This is a genomic window from Achromobacter sp. RW408, from assembly GCF_003184165.1.
In the GTDB taxonomy this organism is placed as follows: domain Bacteria; phylum Pseudomonadota; class Gammaproteobacteria; order Burkholderiales; family Burkholderiaceae_B; genus Achromobacter; species Achromobacter xylosoxidans.
Genome location: NZ_QHHO01000046.1, coordinates 157,341 through 173,700 on the forward strand (window position 1 = coordinate 157,341; position 16,360 = coordinate 173,700).

The following is a 16,360-nucleotide window of genomic DNA, read 5'->3' on the forward strand; positions in this document are numbered from 1 at the left end:
TTCCTGCTGGGCGCCAACGCGCCGGTGCACATCCTCACTTCCAGCTCGACCGTGCGCCGCATCGTCAACATGACCGCGATGACGGTGGTCGATGCCAATACCCCGCGTTGAAGTCACCAATGGCGGTCCGGCGTGCCCGCGCACGCCGACCGGCCTGGTCCTGACAGGCGGCGGCGCCCGCGCCGCCTACCAGGTGGGCGTGCTCAGCGCCATCATGGAGCTGCTGGACCCCGACTGGCATTCGCGTTTCAAGAATCCCTTCGACATCATCTGCGGCACGTCCGCCGGCGCCATCAACGCCGCCGCGCTGGCATGCCGGGCCGAGCGTCCCCACCTGGGCGTACGGCGCATCCGGCGCCTGTGGTCGTCGCTCAACACCGACATGATCTACCGGGCCGACGCGCCCGGCCTGATCCGCACGGGCGTGCGCTGGCTGGGGCTGCTGTCGCTGGGGTGGATGTACTCCGGCCTGACGCGCAAGCGGCCGCAGTCGCTGCTGGACAACAGCCCGATGCAGGCGCTGCTGGCGCGGGTACTGGATTTCGACCACCTGCAGTCCAGCCTGGAAAGCGGCGCCCTGTCGGCGCTGGCGATCACGGCCTCGGGCTACACCAGCGGCGAGCACCTGACCTTCTACCAGGCGCACACGCCGATCGAGCCCTGGCACCGCTACCTGCGGCTGGCCATCCCGACGCCGATCACGGTCGATCACCTGATGGCGTCGTCCGCCATTCCCTTCGTCTTCCCGGCCCGGCAGATCAAGGTGCACGGCAAGGGCGAGTGGTGCGGCGACGGTTCCATGCGGCAGCTGGCGCCGATCAGCCCCGCCATCCACCTGGGCGCGCACCGGGTGCTGGTGATCGGCACCGGCTTTCGCGACGACACCCATCCTGAACACCGCGAGGATTCCCCGCCGTATCCCTCCCTGGCCCAGGTGGGCGGGCATGCCCTGTCCAGCATTTTCCTGGACGGCCTGTCGATGGACGTCGAGCGCCTGGAGCGGATGAACCACCTGGTCGACCAGGCCGTTCCACGCGATGGGGGCGAGCCGGTCACCGTGCGCCGCATCCAGGTGCTGACCATCACCCCGAGCCGCTCGCTGGATTCGCTGGCGCTGGAGCACCTGGGCGACATGCCGGCGCAGGCCCGTGCCCTTTTCCGCGTACTCGGTGTATCGTCCGACCCAGGCCGTCCCGGGGGCGGTGCGCTGATGTCCTACCTGTTGTTCGAGTCCAGCTACACCAAGCGATTGATCGAACTGGGTTATGCCGATACGATGCAGCGTAACGATGAAGTGATCGCCTTTTTCAAGGAGGCACAGGCATGACGCGCAATGCCCAATCTACCCTGCACAAGCAGTTGAAGCGAGGTGGAGCGCTGGCCCATGACGGGCTGGACAAAAAGGCCGTGGTCGACGCCGCGCACGAGCTCGGCCTGGCACTGTTCGTGGCCAATTGCGACCCGGCCCGCAGCCGTTCCGCGGTGCTGCGCGCCATCGTCAAGGCGGTCGATTTCCCCGAGTATTTCGGCGGCAACCTCGACGCGCTCTACGACTGCCTGTGCGACACCGTGCTGGATCACAAGACCGGCGTGGTGCTGTGGCTGTACAAGCTGCATTCCGGCGACCCGGCGCTGGAGGAAGACGCCGCCCGCATCGAGTCGGTGTGCGCCGACGCCGCGGAGTTCGCCCACGAAAATGGTCGCACCTTTGCGTATGTGGTGGAGCACGCGGGCAAGCACCCGGACCCCGAGCCCGGCGTGGCCGCCGCGCCCTACGGCGAGAACGACTGAAGTCCTGGCGGGCGGCATTCGCGCCGTTACCAGCCCAGCAGCGCCCCGGCGGCTGAGATCAAGGCCAGGCCAGCTGTTTCCGTGCGCAGCACGCGCGGGCCGAACCTGACGGCCTGCACGCCGGCCTCGCGCGCCAGGGCCAATTCCTGGTCCGACCAGCCGCCCTCGGGGCCGACCAGCAGCGTCAGTGAAGCCAGGCCGGGCGTGGCGCCGAGCAGGCCGGCCAGGTCGGTATCGGCCTGCGGGTGGCACAGCAGGCGCAGGCCATCGGCGGGCCGCGCCAGCCAGTCGGCCAGGGCCATGGGCGCGTCGACCGCCATGAGGCGATTGCGGCCGCACTGTTCGGCGGCCGACTGCGCGATGCGCTGCCAGTGGGCCACCCGCTTTTCCAGCCGCGGGCCGGCCAGTTGCAGCACGCTGCGCTGCGCGGCGATGGGACAGACACGGGCGGCGCCCAGCTCCACGGCTTTTTCCACCACCCAGTCCATCTTGTCGCCGGCGGGCAGGCCCTGTACCAGGGTGATGCGGCCGGCCAGCTCGGCTTCGCGCGGATCGAACGCGCCCAGCTGGGCGAAGCCGGTCTTGCCCTCGATTTCCAGCACCGCTGGATATTCGCCGCCCTGGCCGTTGAACAGCACCATGGGTTCCCCCGCGCGCAGCCGCAGCACGCGGATGGCGTGGTGAGCCAGGGCCTCCGGCAGGGCGATGCGGGCGCCGGCGGAAAGGGGAGCGTCGCAGAAGAAGCGGGGAGCGGACATGGGTAACGCGGTGGCGGACGGAAAGCGGACGTGGGGCCGGGCGCAGACCCGGGGCGCGGCACGGGCAGCGGCCCGGCGACTCAGGGGCCAGGCTCGTCGCCCGGTCACCTGAGCGCGTAGCCTACCATCTTGATGCCCCAGTCGATCAGGGTGGGAGCGCTGGACGCCAGTTGCAGCGTCAGCAGGGTCAGGAAACCCACGGTCATTTTCTTGTCCAGCCGCAGGAGGTCGTGGCGTACCTCGGCCAGGTCTTCGTGGGTGGCGAAACGCTTGAGTTCTTCGCGGGTGGGCAATTGCTTGAGTTCCTCGCGGGTGGGCAATTGCGCGACGATTTCGACGAGTCTGTCGAATTGTTCCTGGGCGGCGCGCTTGGCGATGTCGCGTTCAAGCTCGGCGCGTTCGCGGGCGAAGTCGACGCGTGACAGGGCATAGGCCTGGAGTTCGGCGCGTGCTTCGTCCTGCGAGCGCTTGAGCAGGTCGGCCTCGCCCTGCAGGCGGGCGTGTTCCAGCGCCTGCGCCACCGCGATGGCGCGTTCCTCGCCGAGCGCGTTGCGCAGGGCCAGGATGCCGGCGGCGGGAATGGTGAAGCTCAACATGGCAATCATGATACGGAATCCAGCAAGGGGGGATGCCGGCCCATCATGAATCTCGGACCGGCCCGCCGCAATTGTGGGAACTACGCCATGCCATTGCGGTTTCCGCCCCGGGGGACCGCGTTTTCCCCAGGGGGTATCGTCCATCTGGCGGACCCCGCCGCCAGCCGCCGGCCGGGTCATCCCCAGGTGTTAAAATCGTCTGCTTCGCAACCTACTCAACTGGCCCCCATTTCCTGCGTGGGCGCGCCAGCCTCAAAGAGCCTTCCGAATGAGCAATCCGACCGCCCCTAAACTTGCCTTGGCGGATGCCATCCGCGCCCTCGCGATGGATGCCGTGCAACAAGCGAACTCCGGGCACCCGGGCGCTCCCATGGGCATGGCGGAAATCGCCCAGGCCCTCTGGATCGGCAACCTGCGCCACAACCCCAAGGATCCCGCCTGGGCCAACCGCGACCGCTTCGTGCTGTCCAACGGCCACGGCTCGATGCTGATCTACGCGCTGCTGCACCTGACCGGCTATGACCTGCCGATCGAAGAACTGAAGAACTTCCGCCAGCTGCATTCCAAGACGCCGGGCCACCCCGAAGTGGGCATCACCCCGGGCGTGGAAACCACCACCGGCCCGCTGGGCCAGGGCCTGGGCAACGCCGTCGGCATGGCGCTGGCCGAAGCGCTGCTGGCCGCCGAGTTCAACAAGCCCGGCCACACCATCGTCGACCACCACACCTACGCCTTCACCGGCGACGGCTGCCTGATGGAAGGCATCTCGCACGAAGTGTGCTCGCTGGCCGGCACGCTCAAGCTGTCCAAGCTGGTGGTGCTGTATGACGACAACGGCATCTCGATCGACGGCCACGTCGAGCACTGGTTCGCCGATGACACCGCCAAACGCTTCGAAGGCTACGGCTGGAACGTCATCCGCGGCATCGACGGCCACGACGCCGCCGCCGTGGACGCCGCCATCAAGGCCGCCCGCGCGCAATCGGAAAAGCCCACGCTGATCGTCTGCCGCACCGTCATCGGCAAGGGTTCGCCCAACATGGCCGGCACCCACAACGTGCACGGCGCGCCGCTGGGCAAGGACGAGATCGCCGCCACCCGCGCCGCGCTGGGCTGGTCGGCCGAGCCGTTCCAGATCCCGCAGGACGTCTACGACGGCTGGGACGGCCGCAAGGCCGGCGCCGCCGCGCAGGCCGAATGGCAATCGGCGTTCGACGCCTACGCCGCCGAATTCCCGGCCGAGGCCGCCGAGTTCACGCGCCGCATGAAGGGCGAATTGCCGGCCGGCTACGCCGACCAATTCAAGGCGTTCCTGAACGCCACGCTGGAAAAGGCCGAAACCGTCGCCACCCGCAAGGCTTCGCAGTTCGCGATCACGGCGCTGGCCGCCGCGCTGCCCGAAATGCTGGGCGGCTCGGCCGACCTGACCGGCTCGAACTTCACCGACTGGAAGGGCGTGGGCGCCGTGCGCGCCGGCGACAAGGGCATCCAGTTCGGCCGCCACATCAACTACGGCGTGCGCGAATTCGGCATGGCCGCCATCATGAACGGCGTGGCCCTGCACGGCGGCTACCTGCCGTTCGGCGGCACCTTCCTGACGTTCTCCGATTACTCGCGCAACGCCATCCGCATGGCCGCGCTGATGAAGCAGCGCGTGGTGCACGTGTTCACGCACGACTCCATCGGCCTGGGCGAAGACGGCCCGACCCACCAGTCGATCGAGCACGCCGCCAGCCTGCGCCTGATTCCCAACCTGTCGCTCTGGCGCCCCTGCGACACGGCCGAAACCGCCGTGGCCTGGAATGCCGCCGTGACGCGTCCTGCCAGCATCGGCATGGATGTGCATGACGGCGGCCCGACGGCGCTGTTGCTGTCGCGCCAGAACCTGCCGTTCGTGCAACGCGATGCCGCCACCGTGGACGCCATCGCCCGCGGCGGCTACGTGCTGCGCGACGCCGATGGCGCCCGCGCCGTCATCATCGCCACCGGTTCCGAAGTCGCCATCGCCCTGGACGCGCAAGCCCAGCTGGCCAAGGAAGGCATCGCGGTGCGCGTGGTGTCCATGCCGAGCACCGACGTGTTCGACAAGCAGGACGCCGCCTGGAAGCAATCGGTGCTGCCCAAGGGCCTGCCGCGCGTGGCCGTCGAGGCCGGCGTGACCGCTTTCTGGCACAAGTACGTGGGCCTGGAAGGCGCCGTGGTCGGCATCGACCGCTACGGCGAATCGGCCCCCGCGGGCGCGCTGTTCAAGTTCTTCGGGCTGACCGCCGACAAGGTGGCCGAGACCGTCAAGCAAGTTCTGTAAAAAAGGAGCCTAGTCATGACCATTCGCGTCGCCATCAACGGTTACGGTCGCATCGGCCGCAACATCCTGCGTGCCCACTATGAAGGTGGCAAGAAGCACGATATCGAAATCGTCGCCATCAACGACCTGGGCGATCCCAAGACCAACGCCCACCTGACCCGCTACGACACCGCCCACGGCAAGTTCCCGGGCACCGTCGACGTCGACGGCGAGTACATGGTCGTCAACGGCGACAAGATCCGCGTGCTGGCCAACCGCAACCCGGCCGAACTGCCGTGGGGCGAGCTGAAGGTCGACGTGGTGCTGGAATGCACGGGCTTTTTCACGACCAAGGAAAAGGCCGGCGCGCACATCAAGGGCGGCGCCAAGAAGGTCATCATCTCGGCCCCGGGCGGCAAGGACGTTGACGCCACCGTCGTCTACGGCGTCAACCACGGCGTGCTGAAGTCGACCGACACCGTCATCTCGAACGCGTCGTGCACCACCAACTGCCTGGCCCCGCTGGTCAAGCCGCTGAACGACAAGCTGGGCCTGGAAAACGGCCTGATGACGACCGTCCACGCCTACACCAACGACCAGGTCCTGACCGACGTCTACCACGAAGACCTGCGCCGCGCCCGTTCGGCCACCATGAGCATGATCCCGACCAAGACCGGCGCCGCCGCCGCGGTCGGCCTGGTGCTGCCGGAACTGAACGGCAAGCTGGACGGCTACGCCATCCGCGTCCCGACCATCAACGTGTCGATCGTCGACCTGTCCTTCGTGGCCAAGCGCGACACGACCGTCGAGGAAGTGAACGGCATCCTGAAGGCCGCCTCGGAAGGCGAGCTCAAGGGCATCCTGGACTACAACACCGAACCCCTGGTCTCGGTGGACTACAACCACAACCCGGCCTCCAGCACCGTTGACGCGTCGCTGACCAAGGTCTCGGGCCGCCTGGTCAAGGTTTCGTCCTGGTACGACAACGAGTGGGGCTTCTCGAACCGCATGCTCGACACCACCGTCGCGCTGATGTCGGCCAAGTAAGCATCGCTGTCGGATCGAAGGGGACGAACAGGTTTTCCGCCACGGCGGAAAGCGGGTTCGTCCCCTTCGTTCGCCAACTCTAGGAGACGCAAAGCATATGTCCAAGGTCAATACCCTGTCCGCGCTGGCCAAGGCCGGCGCCCTGTCCGGCAAGCGCGTGTTCATCCGCGCCGATCTGAACGTGCCGTTCGATGACGCCGGCCGCATTTCCGAAGACACCCGCATCCGCGCCTCGGTGCCCGGCATCCGCCTGGCGCTGGACGCCGGCGCCGCGGTGATGGTCACCTCGCACCTGGGCCGCCCGAAAGAGGGCGTGCTGACCGAGGCCGATTCGCTGGCCAAGGTCGGCCAGCGCCTGTCCGAGCTGCTGGGCATGCCCGTGCCGCTGGTGCGCGACTGGGTCGATGGCGTCAAGGTCGAGCCGGGCCTGGTGGTGCTGCTGGAAAACTGCCGCGTCAACGTCGGCGAGAAGAAGGACGACGAAGCGCTGTCGCGCAAGATGGCGGCGCTGTGCGACGTCTACGTCAATGACGCCTTCGGCACGGCGCACCGCGCCGAGGCCACCACGCACGGCATCGCGCGCTTCGCGCCGGTGGCCTGCGCCGGCCCGCTGCTGGAAGCCGAGCTGGACGCGCTGGGCCGCGCGCTGCACGAACCGAAGCGCCCGCTGGTGGCGATCGTCGGCGGCTCCAAGGTGTCGACCAAGCTGTCGATCCTGCAATCGCTGGCCGACAAGGTCGACCAGCTGGTGGTCGGCGGCGGCATCGCCAACACCTTCATGCTGGCCGCCGGGCTGCCGATCGGCAAGTCGCTGGCCGAGCCGGACCAGGTGGAGCAGGCGCGCGCCGTGATCGAGCTGATGAAGCAGCGTGGCGCGGACGTGCCGATCCCGGTGGACGTGGTGTGCGCCAAGGCGTTCGGCGCGGACGCCGAGGCCACCGTCAAGGCGGCCGATGACGTGGCCGCCGACGACATGATCCTGGACATCGGCCCGCAGACCGCGCAGCAGCTGGCCGAGATCCTCAAGCAGGCCGGCACCATCGTCTGGAACGGCCCGGTCGGCGTGTTCGAGTTCGACCAGTTCGCCAACGGCACCAAGGTGGTGGCGCAGGCGATCGCGGATTCCGAGGGCTTCTCGATCGCGGGCGGCGGCGACACGCTGGCCGCGATCGCCAAGTACGGCATCGGCGAGCAGGTCGGCTACATCTCGACCGGCGGCGGCGCGTTCCTGGAATTCCTGGAAGGCAAGACCCTGCCGGCGGTGGCGGTGCTGCAAGAGCGGGCCCAGTAATCTTTCCGCCCGCGCGATGAAAAAGCCGCTCCGAAAGGAGCGGCTTTTTTTTTCATGGGCCGGAGACCACATTGTCCGCCGCGGGGCATTTATTCCATCTTCGCGCCCGACAGCTTCACGATGCCGCCGTAGCGGTCGACCTCGGCGCGCATGAAATCACCGAAGGCCGCGGGCGTCTGGCCGGCGGGGACGATGGCGCCCATGGATTCCATGCGCTGGCGCATGGCCGGGTCGCTGGTGATGGCGTTGATGTCGCGGTTCAGGCGGGCGACGATGTCGTCGGGCGTGCCGGCCGGGGCGACGATGCCGTACCAGGCCGAGGCATACATGTCGCTGACGCCCACTTCGGCAAAGGTGGGCACGTCCGGCAAAGCGGGCAGGCGCTGGCGCGAAGCGACGGCGAGGGCGCGCAGGGCGCCGGCCTGGACCTGGGCCAGCGAGCCGGTGTCGATCATCATGTCGACCTGGCCCGCGAGCAGGTCGGATACGGCGGGGCCGCTGCCTTTGTAGGGGATGTGCAGGATGTCGACGCCGGTACGCGCCTTGAACATGGCGCCAGCCAGATGCTGCGACGAGCCGACGCCGCCCGAACCGTAGTTGAGCTTGCCGGGCGCGGCCTTGGCGGCGTCCACCAACTGCTGCACCGACCGGTAGGGCGACTGCTTGGGCACTTCCAGGATGTTGGGAATCTCGGCGACGAAGGCGACGGGCGTGAAGTCCTTGACCGGGTCGAAGCCCAGGCGCGCATACAGGTGCGGGTTGGCGGCGTTGGTCGAGCTGGTGGCGACCAGCAGGGTGTAGCCGTCGGGTTTCTCGCGCACGAATGCGGCCGTGCCGATGTTGCCGCCGGCGCCGGCCTTGTTGTCGACGATGACGGTCTGGCCCAGGCGTTCGGTCAGGCGCTGCGCCAGCATGCGCCCCAGGGCGTCGGTGGCGCCGCCCGGAGGCCATGGCACGACCAGCTTGATGGGACGGTCGGGGTAGGCCTGGGCGTGGGACAGCGCGGGGAAGGCGGCAAGTGCGGCGAATGCGAGCGCGGCGCCGGCGGCGCGGCGCAGGAATGCGTGGGGCATGCTGGGGTCTCCTGGCGCGCGGTCCATGGGTTCGGCCGCGCTCTTGTTCAAGGGCCGCTGGACGGCCCCGTGAGCGGCCGCGAGGCCGCATCTGTTGTGCCCCAGACTCTACGCAATCCCCAGATTGATAAAAAGGGATAAATATTTAAGGAAGTCGATTCCTTTTTGGAATGAAGGCGCGTTTACTGTCGATCGGCGCTTGATTCTCCCCCGGTTTGGGGGACGCGGACTGGTGTAGGCTTGGCGCTCGCCCGCGCTCCGCGGTATCCGTCCACGTTTCGCCTGCCCCGCAGCACCATGAACCTACGTTTTCTTCCTGGCCTGAACAATTTCCGGGGCATGACCCGGGAGTCCGCGGGCCGCGATATTGCCGCGGGCCTGAGCGTGGCCGCGGTGGCGCTGCCGGTGGGGCTGGCGTATGCCGCGATGATGGGCGTGCCGCCGGTGGCGGGGCTGTGGGCGGCCATCGCGGGCATGCTGGGGTACGCGCTGTTCGGGTCGTCGCGCACCTTGATCGTGGGGCCGGACACGGCCACCTGCACGCTGATCGCGGCGACGCTGACCGGCATGGCGCTGACCTCGCCCGAAGACCGCCTGGTGGCGGCGACCGGCATTGCGCTGACCGTGGGGGTGGGCTGCCTGATCGCGCGGCTGCTGCGGCTGGGCGTGCTGGCCAACCTGCTGTCGCGGCCGGTGCTGATCGGCTACATGGCGGGCGTGGCGGTGACGCTGGCGCTGTCGCAACTGAGCGGCCTGACCGGCGTGGGCCTGCGCAACAGCGGGCTGGTGCATCCGTTCCTGGAACTGTCGCGGCGCGTGTCGGAGATCCGCATTCCGACGCTGTGCCTGGGGCTGGCGTCGTGCCTGCTGCTGGTGGCGATCAAGCGCTGGCGGCCGACCTGGCCGGGGCCGATCATGCTGGTGGTGGGCGCCTGCCTGCTGTCGTGGCTGTTCGATTTTCCCAGCCTTGGCATCGCGGTGGTGGGCGAGGTGCCGGCGGGCCTGCCGGCGCTGCGCCTGCCGGTGCGGCTGGACGGCGTGGACAACATCCTGCTGGGCGCGGCGGGTGTGCTGGTGGTGAGTTTTTCCAGCGGCATCGTGACGGCGCGCAGCTTTGCCGCGCGCACCGGCGAACACGTCGATCCGAACCGCGAGCTGGTCGGCTTCGGCGCGGCCAACGTGGCGGCCGGGCTGTTCCAGGGCTTCGTGGTGACGGGGGCCGATTCGCGCACGGCGGTGGGCCTGGCCGCGGGCGGCTCGTCGCCATTGGTGGGCGTGAGCGCGGCGGTGGCGCTGGCCGTCGTGGTGGGCCTGCTGAGCGCGCCGCTCTATTGGCTGCCGCAGGCGGTGCTGTCGGCGATCCTGCTGCTGGCGGCCGCCAGCCTGTTCGACGGCCAGGCCTTCATGCGGCTGGCGCGCATTTCGCGCATCGAGCTGGCCTTCGGCATCCTGGCGGCCGTGGGCGTGGTGGGCTTCGGCGTACTGCAGGGCGTGGCGGTGTCGGTGGGCGCGACCCTGCTGTACGCCATGTACGTGTCCGGCAATCCGCGCGATGCGCTGCTCGGGCGGCTGCCGGGCGAGTCGGTGCTGGGCAAGATGCACCTGAACCCGCAGGCGCAGCCGGTGCCGGGCGCGGTGATCTGGCTGTTCGAGTCGTCGGTGTGGTTCTTCAACGCGGACGCTTTCCGCCGGCGCGCGCGCGAAATCATCGAGCAGGCCGGCGATGTCACCTGGTTCGTGCTGGACGCCGAAGCCATGACGCAGGCCGATGCCGACGCCATCGAGGCGCTGTACGAATTGCGGCGCGAGCTGCGCGACCGCGGCATGGTGCTGTTGGTGGCGGGCGGCCACGGCCAGTTCCGCATGGCGCTGGAGCGCTCGGGCCTGGCCGAGCGCATCGGCCGTGACAAGATCTTTGCGTCGCCCGAACAGGCGGTCGAGGCCATCGAGCGCTGGCGCCAGGGGCCGGCGCCAGCCACGCTCTCCTGATACTCGGCGCGGGCCGTGGCGCCCGCGCCTCAATCGATGATGTGATAGCCGCCGTCGATATACAGCGTCTGCCCGGTCATGCGGCGGGCGGCGTCGGTGGCGAGCCAGGCGGTGGCCTCGCCGACGTCGTCGATCGACACCAGGCTGCGCGCCGGCGCCTTGGCCTGGGCGCGGTCGAGCAGCGCGTCGAACTCGGCAATGCCCGAGGCGGCGCGGGTCTTGAGCGGTCCGGGGGAGATCGCATGCACGCGGATGCCCTGCGGGCCGAGTTCGGCCGCCAGGTAGCGGGTGGCCGATTCCAGCGCGGCCTTCACCGGGCCCATCATGTTGTAGTGCTCGACCACCATCTGCGAGCCGTAGTAGCTCATGCAGAACAAGGTGCCGCCGGTCGGCATCAGCGGCTCGGCCAGTTTGGCCATGCGGATGAACGACCAGCACGACACGTCCATGGCCGTCAGGAAGCCGTCGCGCGAGCAGTCGGTGACGCGGCCGTGCAGGTCGTCGCGCGGGGCGTAGGCGATGGAATGCAGCACGAAGTCCAGGCCGCCCCATTCGGTCGCGATGCGCTCGAACACCGCCTCCAGCTCGCCCTCGCGCAGCAGGTCCAGCGGCATCAGCAGCGGCGCGTCGACCTGGCGCGCCAGCGGCTCGACGTGCGGGCGGGCCTTGTCGTTCAGGTAGGTCACGGCCAGTTCCGCGCCCATGGCGCGGAACGCCTTGGCGCAGCCCCAGGCGATGGAGTCGGCGTTGGCGATGCCGGTGACCAGGCCGCGCTTGCCGGCAAGAGGCAGGGCGGCGCTCATCGTTGCTTCACCAGGGCCAGCGTGTGCTGCGCGATGATCAGTTCTTCGTTGGTGCGCACCACGTACACGCCGATGCGGCTGTCGTCGCTGGAAATGCGCGGCCCGTGATGCGCATTGCGCTCGGGATCCAGCTTGATGCCGAGCCAGCCCCAATGCTCGCTGATGGCCTGGCGGATCTCGGCCGAGTTCTCGCCGACGCCCGCGGTGAAGACGATGCCGTCGATGCCGTTCATGGCGCAGCCCAGGCCGATCATGCCTTCGGCCACGCGCCAGGCGAAGTACTTGAGCGCCAGCCTGGCCGACGGCGCGTCGCTGGCCAGCAGCTCGCGCATGTCGTTGCTGATACCCGACAGGCCCTTCATGCCGCAGTCGTGGTACAGCAGGTGCTCGATGTCGTCGTGCGACATGCCCTGTTCCATCATCCACAGCACCACGCCCGCATCCAGGCGCCCGGGCCGCGTGCCCATGGGCAGGCCTTCGAGCGCGGTGAATCCCATGGTGCTGTCGACGCTCCTGCCCTGGTGCATGGCGCAGGCCGACACGCCCGAGCCCAGGTGCGCCGCGATGATCTTGCCCATCGCGATCTCGGGCAGCGCCTGGCGCAGCCGCTGCGCGATGTACTCGTACGACAGGCCGTGGAAGCCGTAGCGGCGCACGCCCTGCTGGTAGAGGTTCTCGGGCAGGGCGTAGCGGTCGGCCACGTCGGAATGGCTGCGATGGAAGGCGGTGTCGAAGCACGCCACCTGCGGAATCCACGGGCGCCGCTCGCGGATCACGCGGATCGGCGCCAGGTTGTTGGGCTGGTGCAGCGGCGCCAGCGGCGTGAAGGTATCCAGCTTGGCAAGGATGGCGTCGTCGATCAGCACCGGCTCGGCCAGGTCGGGGCCGCCATGCACCACGCGATGGCCCACGGCCAGCGGCGCGCCGCCCAGGTGGCCGCTGAGCCAGGTGCCGACCACTTCCTGGCCGTTGGGCACGTCGGGCGCGTGGCTGGGCGCGATGTCGCGTTCCACCAGCGTCTGGCCGGCGGCGTCGCGCACCCGCAGGCGCGGATGGCCGGTGCCGATGCCTTCGAGCTGGCCGCCCAGGCGCGGCGCCAGGGCCTGCTTGCCGTCGATGTCGTACAGGTAGAACTTGATGCTGGAACTGCCGGCGTTGATGACGAGAATGGTGTCGGACATGGAGTCGATCGCCTCTTGATGCAACGGACAAGGCGGGGCCGGGGCCCCGCCGCTCATTCACGGCCTGTCGGCCCGCCTAAGCCAGCGGGCGCGCCTGCTGCGCGGCCAGGTGGTGCGCGTAGATCGCCGCCACCGCGCAGGACGCCAGGCGCGAACGCGGGCTGTCGGCGCGGCTGGTCAGGATGATGGGCACGCGCGCGCCCAGCACGATGCCGGCGGCCTCGGCGTTGGCCAGGAAGGTCAGGTTCTTGGCCAGCATGTTGCCGGCTTCCAGGTCGGGCACCACCAGCACCTGGGCCACGCCCGCCACCAGCGAGCGGATGCCCTTGATGCGGGCGGCGTCGGGGCTGATGGCGTTGTCCAGCGCCAGCGGGCCGTCGAGCACGCCGCCGCTGATCTGGCCGCGGTCGGCCATCTTGCACAGCGCGGCGGCCTCGATGGTGCTGGGGATGCTGGGCGTGACCTGTTCCACCGCCGACAGGATCGCCACGCGCGGCTCGCCCAGGCCCAGGCCGTGGTGCAGGTCGATCACGTTGCGGATGATGTCGGCCTTGGTTTCGAGGTCCGGAAAGATGTTGATGGCCGCGTCGGTGATGAACAGCGGCTCGGCGTAGGTCGGCACTTCCATGATGAACACATGGCTGATGCGCCGGCCGCTGCGCAGGCCGGTGGCGCGCGCCACCACCTCGTGCATCAGTTCGTCGGTGTGCAGGCTGCCCTTCATCAGCAGCGAAGCCTCGCCGCCGCGCACCAGCGCCACGGCGGTCTCGGCCGCAGCGTGGCTGTGCGGCGCATCGACGATGCGGGCGTCGCCCAGGTTCAGCTTGTGCTGCGCGGCCGTGTCGCGGATCTTGAGTTCCGGCCCCACCAGGATGGGGCGCAGCAGGCCCAGGTCGCGCGCTTCCAGCGCGGCCGACAACGACGGTTCGTCGCAGGGATGGGCGATGGCGCAGGCCGCGGGCGCCAGGGTCTGGGCGCGCGCGATCAGTTTGTCGTAGTGCGTGGAGGTGGGCAGGCTCATTCCGGTTTGGTCTTGGCGGTGGCGGGTTTGCGGACGCGCGCGGGCGCGGCTTCCTTCTTGCGGGCGGCGGCCTTGACCGCGGCCTGCGGCGTGGACTTGGCGGCGGCCGCCGTGGCGGCGCGGCGCGCACGGGCGGCGGGCGGCGCCGGCGGCGACGGTTGCAGTTTCGCGGTGGCGGCGCGCACGGCCTTGCGCGCGCCCGGCGCCGGTTCATGCTTTTGCGCGCGGCGCGCGGCGGTCTCGAAGATCCGTTCCATCTCGGCCAGGCTGTCACGCGCCGCCGGACTCAGGGGCTGGGCCGCCTCGAGCACGTGTTTCATGGCCTCCAGCGCCTCGCGGATGGCGGCGGGCGACGAGCCTTCCAGCAGCTTCGGCATGGTCTGCAGCACGGCCGCGGAATCGAGCCGCATCATCATGGCCTGGTCGCGGGTGATGTCCTTGAATTCCTGCAGCGTCATGGCGTTGCCGGCCTCGGCCCGCATCTTGCGGATCAGCGCGAAGCTGCGTTCGTCCAGGCCGCCCTCGGCGCCGGCCACGTACAGCAGCATGCGGATGGCGGCCACGCGCAGGCCGCCTTCCTGCAGCAGCGAGCGCAGTTCGGCGGCGCGTTCTTCCATGAAGCGGCGGTGTTCGGGCGACACGCCGGGGTGGCGGCGCGGCTGGCCATCCTTGCCGCCCAGCCCGGCCAGGTCCTGCACCAGCGGCGAGCCGTAGACGCTCATGAAGGTGCGCTCGTCGGCCGAATCGCGCAGTTCCTGGAAGATGTTCAGGCTGGTCTCGACCAGCTTGGAGAACATCTCCTGGGCCAGCAGGAACGGGTTGTCGGGTGACACCGGCTGGCGATGTTCGCGCACCTGCTCGGCCACCTGGGCGATGGGCGCGATCAGCGGGTTGCGGTCGGACACCAGTTCGTAGGGCAGGCGCAGCGGATGCAGGCGCTGGCTCCATTCGGCCGATTGCGGCGTCACCAGGGCGCGCACCCAGGGCTGCACGAAGCTGCGGTACATGCCCAGGTTGATGTCGGAGATGCGGGCCACGGCGGCAAAGCGCAGGTCGTCGTCTTCCTTGCGTTCGACGATGGCGCGCACGTCGTCCATGCGGCGCTGCTCGAACGACAGCACGTAGTTGCCATAGGCCAGGTCGGCGTTGGGCGTGTCCGGCGTCTTGTCGGCGATCTCGGCCTGGTAGATGCCCGGCGGCAGCACATCGATCATGTCGATGTTGGAGGTGAATTCCTGGTGTTCCTTGCGCGCCACGCTGCCGGACACGAAGATGCCCAGGTGGCCGATGCTTTCATGCACGGCGTAGACGATGGTCTGGTCGTGCGCCAGCACCTCGGCGTCGTCCTGGTACAGGTCCGGGATCCAGCCCAGCGCCTGCGGCGGCGGCGTGATGTTGTCGCCCTTGGAGCAGAACACCACGATGGGCGAGCGGATGTTGCGCAGGTCGATGCGGATGCCGTCCGACGTGACCAGCCCGGCGGTCGACAGCCGGTTGCCGACGAACAGGTTGTCGACGATGTACTGGATTTCCGGCCCGTTCAGGAACACGTGGCCGCCCCACCATTTCTCGAAGCTCAGGTAGCGGCCGGCTTCGGTGTCGACCTTGGAATACAGGTTGTACTGCTTGGACCAGAGCGTGTTGGCCGGGTTGAGATTCTCGAAGTTCTGCACCAGCCAGGCGCCGTCGAACTTGCCGTCGCCCAGGTCGCTGGTCAGGGCGGTGAGCCAGCTGCCGCCCAGCAGGCCGCCGGCGTAGCGCATCGGATTCATGCCGCGCCAGCCCGCCCAGTAGGACAGCGGCGCGCCGGCGATGATGATGGGGCCGAACAGCTCGGGACGCACGGCGGCGGTCATCATGATCTGCCAGCCGGCCTGGCAGTTGGCCACCACCACCGGCTTGCCTTCGGCGTCGGGGTGGCGCGCGATGATCTCTTCCAGGAAATGGGCCTCGGCCTTCATCACGTCTTCGACGGTCTGGGTGGGCACGGGCTGCGGCAGGAAGGTGGCGAAATAGCAGGGATGGCCGGCGCGCACCGCCACGCCGATCTCGCTCTCGGGCTTGAAGCCGCCGATGCCGGGGCCGTGGCCGGCGCGCGGATCGACCACCAGGAAGGGGCGCTTGATCGGGTCGACCGTCACGCCCTCGGGCGGCTTGATGCGCAGCAGGCCGTAGTTGACCGGGCGCGGCAGTTCGCGGCCATCCAGCACCAGTTCGTACTCCATGCTGAGCACGTTGGGGGCCCGCTTGGCCATGTGGTCGTGGTACTGATTGCCGCGCTGGCGCATCACATCGGCGTACAGCACGCCGCGCTGCCAGGCGTCCACAGCGTATTCATAGGCGGCCGTCCAGGGGTTGAAGGACGGGGCGGGGACGCGATCGTTGCCGGATCCGGCCATGGCGATCTCCTATAGGTAGCACCCGGCAGCGGGTGCTACCGGACCGGTTCCTCAAGTGGAACCAGCTGACTTGACCCCCCCATTACACCTGAATGGATGTTGCATCGCAACATGGGGACGGTTGATG

13 protein-coding genes are annotated in these 16,360 nt (G+C 68.9%); 6 read left to right on the forward strand and 7 right to left on the reverse strand.

What is annotated here, in order from left to right:
- The first annotated feature begins 91 nt into the window (after positions 1–91).
- Both DK459_RS10750 and DK459_RS10755 read left to right on the forward strand, forming a co-directional pair.
- Positions 92–1,327, forward strand: a complete 1,236-nt coding sequence (locus DK459_RS10750; protein ID WP_199234275.1) for a patatin-like phospholipase family protein — start codon at positions 92–94, stop codon at positions 1,325–1,327.
- The gene (locus DK459_RS10755; protein ID WP_006385613.1) at positions 1,324–1,791 is read left to right on the forward strand and encodes a barstar family protein; all 468 of its coding nucleotides are present in this window, start codon (positions 1,324–1,326) and stop codon (positions 1,789–1,791) included. Before DK459_RS10750 ends, DK459_RS10755 begins: the two co-directional genes overlap by 4 nt.
- Positions 1,792–1,817: 26 nt before the next feature.
- Here the strand turns inward: DK459_RS10755 and DK459_RS10760 are convergent, their stop codons facing one another.
- Positions 1,818–2,549 (reverse strand): 16S rRNA (uracil(1498)-N(3))-methyltransferase, encoded by a 732-nt coding sequence (locus DK459_RS10760; RefSeq protein WP_054470884.1) that lies wholly within the window; start codon positions 2,547–2,549, stop codon positions 1,818–1,820.
- A gap of 104 nt (positions 2,550–2,653) precedes the next feature.
- Positions 2,654–3,154: a hypothetical protein gene (locus tag DK459_RS10765; RefSeq protein ID WP_024070159.1), complete on the reverse strand. Its 501-nt coding sequence runs from the start codon at positions 3,152–3,154 to the stop codon at positions 2,654–2,656.
- A gap of 259 nt (positions 3,155–3,413) precedes the next feature.
- On the opposite strand from DK459_RS10765, the gene tkt reads away from it, so the two are divergent.
- The 3 genes from tkt to DK459_RS10780 all read left to right on the forward strand — a co-directional run bounded on the left by tkt (position 3,414) and on the right by DK459_RS10780 (position 7,767).
- On the forward strand, positions 3,414–5,450 hold the full coding sequence (gene tkt, locus DK459_RS10770; protein ID WP_006385609.1) for a transketolase: 2,037 nt from the start codon (positions 3,414–3,416) through the stop codon (positions 5,448–5,450).
- 15 nt (positions 5,451–5,465) lie between these two features.
- Entirely contained in the window at positions 5,466–6,476 is a 1,011-nt protein-coding gene (gene gap, locus DK459_RS10775; RefSeq protein ID WP_006385607.1) for a type I glyceraldehyde-3-phosphate dehydrogenase, read from the forward strand.
- A 97-nt stretch (positions 6,477–6,573) separates the two neighbouring features.
- The gene (locus DK459_RS10780; RefSeq protein WP_006385606.1) at positions 6,574–7,767 is read left to right on the forward strand and encodes a phosphoglycerate kinase; all 1,194 of its coding nucleotides are present in this window, start codon (positions 6,574–6,576) and stop codon (positions 7,765–7,767) included.
- Between the two features lie 89 nt (positions 7,768–7,856).
- Here the strand turns inward: DK459_RS10780 and DK459_RS10785 are convergent, their stop codons facing one another.
- The gene (locus DK459_RS10785) at positions 7,857–8,840 is read right to left on the reverse strand and encodes a tripartite tricarboxylate transporter substrate binding protein (RefSeq protein ID WP_054447975.1); all 984 of its coding nucleotides are present in this window, start codon (positions 8,838–8,840) and stop codon (positions 7,857–7,859) included.
- Between the two features lie 297 nt (positions 8,841–9,137).
- Here DK459_RS10785 and DK459_RS10790 point away from each other — a divergent pair, with 297 nt between their 5' ends.
- Positions 9,138–10,829, forward strand: coding sequence for a SulP family inorganic anion transporter (locus tag DK459_RS10790; protein ID WP_006385603.1), 1,692 nt, complete (start codon positions 9,138–9,140; stop codon positions 10,827–10,829).
- Between the two features lie 29 nt (positions 10,830–10,858).
- Here DK459_RS10790 and fabI read toward each other — a convergent pair whose 3' ends face one another.
- The 4 genes from fabI to DK459_RS10810 form a co-directional block, all read right to left on the reverse strand.
- Complete coding sequence (gene fabI / locus DK459_RS10795) at positions 10,859–11,632, reverse strand: enoyl-ACP reductase FabI (RefSeq protein WP_054442905.1); 774 nt, start codon at positions 11,630–11,632, stop codon at positions 10,859–10,861.
- Complete coding sequence (locus DK459_RS10800; RefSeq protein ID WP_054442906.1) at positions 11,629–12,813, reverse strand: acetate/propionate family kinase; 1,185 nt, start codon at positions 12,811–12,813, stop codon at positions 11,629–11,631. Before DK459_RS10800 ends, fabI begins: the two co-directional genes overlap by 4 nt.
- Before the next feature lie 76 nt (positions 12,814–12,889).
- A complete protein-coding gene (locus DK459_RS10805) occupies positions 12,890–13,834 on the reverse strand; it encodes a phosphate acetyltransferase (protein WP_024070154.1) in 945 nt (314 codons plus the stop codon).
- On the reverse strand, positions 13,831–16,233 hold the full coding sequence (locus DK459_RS10810; RefSeq protein WP_053499153.1) for a DUF3141 domain-containing protein: 2,403 nt from the start codon (positions 16,231–16,233) through the stop codon (positions 13,831–13,833). The genes DK459_RS10805 and DK459_RS10810 overlap by 4 nt, the downstream gene beginning before the upstream one ends.
- Positions 16,234–16,360 lie beyond the last annotated feature (127 nt).

Coding starts and splice junctions, on each gene's coding strand:
- DK459_RS10750 (WP_199234275.1), top strand. CDS start 92: ATGCCAATACCCCGCGTTGAAGTCACCAATGGCGGTCCGGCGTGCCCG.
- DK459_RS10805 (WP_024070154.1), bottom strand. CDS start 13,834: ATGAGCCTGCCCACCTCCACGCACTACGACAAACTGATCGCGCGCGCC.
- gap (WP_006385607.1), top strand. CDS start 5,466: ATGACCATTCGCGTCGCCATCAACGGTTACGGTCGCATCGGCCGCAAC.
- tkt (WP_006385609.1), top strand. CDS start 3,414: ATGAGCAATCCGACCGCCCCTAAACTTGCCTTGGCGGATGCCATCCGC.
- DK459_RS10755 (WP_006385613.1), top strand. CDS start 1,324: ATGACGCGCAATGCCCAATCTACCCTGCACAAGCAGTTGAAGCGAGGT.
- DK459_RS10765 (WP_024070159.1), bottom strand. CDS start 3,154: ATGATTGCCATGTTGAGCTTCACCATTCCCGCCGCCGGCATCCTGGCC.
- DK459_RS10800 (WP_054442906.1), bottom strand. CDS start 12,813: ATGTCCGACACCATTCTCGTCATCAACGCCGGCAGTTCCAGCATCAAG.
- DK459_RS10810 (WP_053499153.1), bottom strand. CDS start 16,233: ATGGCCGGATCCGGCAACGATCGCGTCCCCGCCCCGTCCTTCAACCCC.
- DK459_RS10780 (WP_006385606.1), top strand. CDS start 6,574: ATGTCCAAGGTCAATACCCTGTCCGCGCTGGCCAAGGCCGGCGCCCTG.
- DK459_RS10790 (WP_006385603.1), top strand. CDS start 9,138: ATGAACCTACGTTTTCTTCCTGGCCTGAACAATTTCCGGGGCATGACC.
- fabI (WP_054442905.1), bottom strand. CDS start 11,632: ATGAGCGCCGCCCTGCCTCTTGCCGGCAAGCGCGGCCTGGTCACCGGC.
- DK459_RS10760 (WP_054470884.1), bottom strand. CDS start 2,549: ATGTCCGCTCCCCGCTTCTTCTGCGACGCTCCCCTTTCCGCCGGCGCC.
- DK459_RS10785 (WP_054447975.1), bottom strand. CDS start 8,840: ATGCCCCACGCATTCCTGCGCCGCGCCGCCGGCGCCGCGCTCGCATTC.